The sequence below is a fragment of the Ruegeria sp. HKCCD7181 genome, assembly GCF_057221055.1.
Window position 1 is genome coordinate 1 of sequence record NZ_JBWVBC010000032.1, and the last position, 4,450, is coordinate 4,450.

General features: G+C 63.6%; 3 protein-coding genes. All 3 read left to right on the forward strand.

Translation table 11 applies throughout. From position 1 onward, the window contains the following. Positions 1-6: 6 nt before the first annotated feature. Positions 7-1,101, forward strand: coding sequence for a glycine cleavage system aminomethyltransferase GcvT (gene gcvT, locus AC2TCY_RS22950; protein ID WP_480851062.1), 1,095 nt, complete (start codon positions 7-9; stop codon positions 1,099-1,101). Positions 1,102-1,119: 18 nt separating this feature from the next. Then, the gene (gene gcvH, locus AC2TCY_RS22955; protein WP_480851060.1) at positions 1,120-1,485 is read left to right on the forward strand and encodes a glycine cleavage system protein GcvH; all 366 of its coding nucleotides are present in this window, start codon (positions 1,120-1,122) and stop codon (positions 1,483-1,485) included. A gap of 109 nt (positions 1,486-1,594) precedes the next feature. Continuing rightward, positions 1,595-4,450, forward strand: coding sequence for an aminomethyl-transferring glycine dehydrogenase (gene gcvP, locus AC2TCY_RS22960; protein ID WP_480851061.1), 2,856 nt, complete (start codon positions 1,595-1,597; stop codon positions 4,448-4,450).

Below are 4,450 nucleotides of genomic sequence, written 5' to 3' on the forward strand. Positions count from 1 at the left end.
GCCGATATGAGTTCACCGAAGCGCACGCCGTTGTATGACTTGCATGTTGAGTTGGGCGGCAAGATGGTTGATTTTGCTGGGTGGGAGATGCCTGTTCAGTATCCTTTGGGTATTATGGGCGAGCATAAGCAGTGCCGTGAGAAGGCGGCGGTGTTTGATGTGAGCCATATGGGTCAGGTTATTCTGCGGGGCGAGAATGTGGGCGAGAAGCTTGAGGCGATCTGCCCGCAAGCTTATGCAACGCTGAAGCCGGGCAAGGCGCGGTACGGGTTCTTTACCAATCCGGAAGGCGGGATCATGGATGACCTGATCGTGTCGAATGCGGGGGATCATTACTTTGTGGTGGTGAACGCGGCGCTGCGCCATCAGGATATTCCGCATATGCAGGCCAACCTGGACGGCGTCGAAGTGACCGAGATCTTCGACCGTGCGCTGGTCGCCGTGCAGGGCCCCAAGGCCGAGGATGTGGTGGGTGAGCTGTGCCCCGCGGCCCGCGACCTGAAGTTCATGGAAACCACCGTGGCGGATATCAACGGCGTCGAGTGCCGCATCTCGCGGCTGGGCTATACGGGCGAGGATGGCTACGAGATCTCGATCCCCGAGGACAAGGCCGTTGAGGTGACCCGCGCCTTTCTGGCGCATGAGGATTGCGAACCGGCGGGTCTGGGTGCGCGCGACAGCCTGCGGCTGGAGGCCGGGCTGTGCCTCTATGGCAATGACATCGACCAGAGCACCTCGCCGATTGAGGCGTCGCTGGCCTGGGCGATCCAGAAGCGCCGCAAGGAAGAAGGCGGTTTCCCGGGCGCGGATCGCGTGCAGAAAGAACTGGCCGAGGGGGCATCCCGCAAGCTGGTGGGCATCAAGCCTGAAGGCCGCGCACCGGCGCGTCAGGGCGTGGAAGTGCAATGCGCCGAGGGCAACACCATCGGTCAGATCACCTCGGGCAGCTTTGGCCCGACGGTCGGCGGCCCCGTTGCGATGGGCTATGTGTCCAGGGGCCATGGCGAGCCGGGAGAGAAGGTGAACCTGATCATCCGGGGCAAGGCGCAACCGGCCGAGATCGTGGCGCTTCCCTTTGTCACTCAGAATTACAAGCGTTGAAGTCAGGAGAGAGAAGACATGGCAACCTATTATTCCGAAGAGCATGAATGGCTGACCGTCGAAGGGGACACGGCCACTCTGGGCATCACCAAACACGCGGCCGAGCAGCTGGGTGAAGTGGTGTTCGTCGAGCAGCAGGAAACGGGCGACGAGTTCGAAAAGGGCGGCGAGATCGGGGTGATCGAATCCGTCAAGGCCGCGTCCGAGCTCTATGCCCCGGTCGATGGCGAGATCACGGAAGTGAACGAGGCGCTGGCCGACAATCCCGGCGCGCTGAACGAAGATCCCGAGGGCGAGGCCTGGATCTACAAGATCAAGCTGAGCGACGCGTCGCAGCTGGAAGATCTGATGGATCTGGACGGCTACAAGGCCCTGATCGGCTGACGATCTGGCGGGGCCCTGCGCGGGCCCGCCGCTTTATCTTTTCCAAATACTTCCGCCGGAGGCCCTTGCAGTCTCCGCCGGGCCTGACCTTTCCACGAGGAGCGCTGCAATGGCCTTCAAACTGACCGATTACGAAGCCTATGACTTCGCCAATCGCCGCCACATCGGCCCGTCGCCCACCGAGATGCGCGACATGCTGAAAGTGATCGGCTTCAAGACGCTAGACGAGCTGATCGACGCCACCGTCCCGCCCGCGATCCGCCAGTCCGAGCCGCTGGACTGGGGTCCGGCGATGACCGAGCGTGACGCGCTGTTCCACATGAAAGAGGTGGCGAGCAAGAACACGGTTCTGACCTCGCTGATCGGCCAGGGCTATTACGGCACCACCACGCCTGCACCAATCCTGCGCAACATCCTGGAAAACCCGGCCTGGTACACCGCCTATACGCCCTATCAGCCCGAGATCAGCCAGGGCCGTCTCGAGGCGCTGCTGAACTTCCAGACCATGGTCAGCGATCTGACCGGGCTGGACGTGGCCAACGCCTCGCTGCTGGACGAAGCCACCGCAGCCGCCGAAGCCATGGCGATGGCCAAGCGTGGCGGCCGCTCCAAGGCCAACAACGCGGCCTTCTTTGTCGACAAGAACTGCCACCCGCAGACCATTGCCGTGATCAAGACCCGCGCCGAGCCTCTGGGAATCGACGTGCAGGTTGCCGATCCGGACACGCTGGATGCCGGCGCGGTGTTTGGCGCGATCTTCCAGTATCCGGGCACCTATGGTCACGTGCGCGACTTCACCGCCGAGATCGCGGCGCTGCATGAACATAAAGCCATCGCCATCGTCGCCGCCGACATCCTGTCGCTGGCGCTGCTGAAGTCGCCCGGCGAGATGGGCGCGGATATTGCCATCGGCTCGACCCAGCGCTTTGGCGTTCCGATGGGCTATGGCGGCCCGCACGCCGCTTACATGGCGACCACCGACAAGCTGAAGCGGTCCATGCCGGGCCGGATCATCGGCGTCAGCATCGACGCGCGCGGCAACAAGGCCTACCGCCTGGCGCTGCAGACCCGCGAGCAGCATATCCGCCGCGAAAAAGCCAACTCCAACGTCTGTACCGCGCAGGCGCTGCTGGCGGTGATTGCCTCGATGTATGCCGTGTATCATGGCCCCGACGGCATCAAGGCCATCGCGCAATCGGTGCACCGCAAGACCTCGCGCCTGGCGGCTGGTCTGGAAGAGGCAGGCTTTGCCGTTGAGCCGGAAGTGTTCTTCGACACCATCACCGTTGAGGTCGGCCACCTGCAGACCGTTGTTATGGAGGCCGCCGTGGCTCGCGGTGTCAACCTGCGCAAGGTCGGCGACACGAAAGTGGGCATCAGCCTGGACGAGCAGACCCGCCCCGAGACCATCGAGGCCGTCTGGGGCGCCTTCGGCATCGACCGCAAGGATGACAGCTCGAACAAGGTGTACCGCCTGCCGGATTACGCGCTGCGCGAAAGCGCCTATCTGACCCACGAGATCTTCCACAAGAACCGGGCCGAGGCTGAGATCACGCGGTACATGCGCCGCCTGGCCGACCGCGACCTGGCGCTGGACCGGGCGATGATCCCGCTGGGCTCGTGCACCATGAAGCTGAATGCCACGATCGAGATGATCCCGGTCACCTGGCCCGAGTTCGGCAATCTGCACCCCTTCGTTCCCGAAGATCAGGCGCAGGGCTATCACGAGATGATTGCCGATCTGAACGACAAGCTGTGCCAGATCACCGGCTATGACGCGATCTCCCAGCAGCCCAATTCGGGCGCGCAGGGCGAATATGCCGGCCTGCTGACCATCCGCAACTACCACGCGTCGCGGGGCGAGGCGCACCGCAATGTCTGCCTGATCCCGACCTCGGCGCATGGCACCAACCCGGCCTCGGCGCAGATGGTGGGCTATCAGGTGGTGCCGGTGAAAGCGGATGACAAGGGCAACATCGATGTCACCGATTTCCGCGAGAAGGCCGAGAAGCACTCGGACAACCTCGCGGCCTGCATGATCACCTACCCCTCGACCCATGGTGTGTTCGAGGAAACCGTGCAGGAGGTCTGTCAGATCACCCATGATCACGGCGGTCAGGTCTATATCGACGGCGCCAACATGAACGCCATGGTCGGTCTGGCCCAGCCCGGCAAGATCGGCGGCGATGTCAGCCACCTGAACCTGCACAAGACTTTCTGCATCCCGCATGGCGGCGGCGGCCCCGGCATGGGTCCGATCGGCGTCAAGGCGCATCTGGAAGAGCACCTGCCGGGCCACCCGGAATACGGCTCGGCCGTGGGCCCGGTCTCGGCAGCGCCCTTCGGCTCGCCGTCGATCCTGCCGGTCTCATGGGCCTATGTGCTGCTGATGGGTGGCGCCGGTCTGACGCAGGCCACGAAAGTGGCGATCCTGAACGCCAACTACATCGCGGCGCGCCTCAAGGATGCCTATCCGATCCTTTATACGTCCGAGACCGGACGTGTGGCGCATGAATGCATCCTCGACACCCGTCCGCTGGACGCCGAGGGCAATGTGAGCGTCGACGACGTGGCCAAGCGTTTGGTCGATTCAGGCTTCCACGCGCCGACCATGTCCTGGCCGGTGGCCGGTACGCTGATGGTCGAGCCCACGGAATCGGAACCCAAGGACGAGCTGGACCGCTTCTGCGATGCCATGCTCTCGATCCGGGCCGAGGCGCAGGACATCATCGACGGCAAGATCGACGCGGAGAACAACCCGCTGAAAAACGCCCCCCACACGGTGCGCGATCTGGTCGGCGACTGGGACCGCCCCTACACCCGCGAACAGGCCTGCTTCCCGCCGGGCTCCATGGGCGTCGACAAATACTGGTCCCCCGTCAACCGCGTCGACAACGCATACGGCGACCGAAACCTCGTCTGCACATGCCCCCCAATGGAAGCGTACGAGGAAGCCGCAGAGTAA

Bases quoted from the DNA above. Each gene is read 5' to 3' on its own strand.
- gcvP (WP_480851061.1), top strand. From the start codon at position 1,595: ATGGCCTTCAAACTGACCGATTACGAAGCCTATGACTTCGCCAATCGC.
- gcvT (WP_480851062.1), top strand. From the start codon at position 7: ATGAGTTCACCGAAGCGCACGCCGTTGTATGACTTGCATGTTGAGTTG.
- gcvH (WP_480851060.1), top strand. From the start codon at position 1,120: ATGGCAACCTATTATTCCGAAGAGCATGAATGGCTGACCGTCGAAGGG.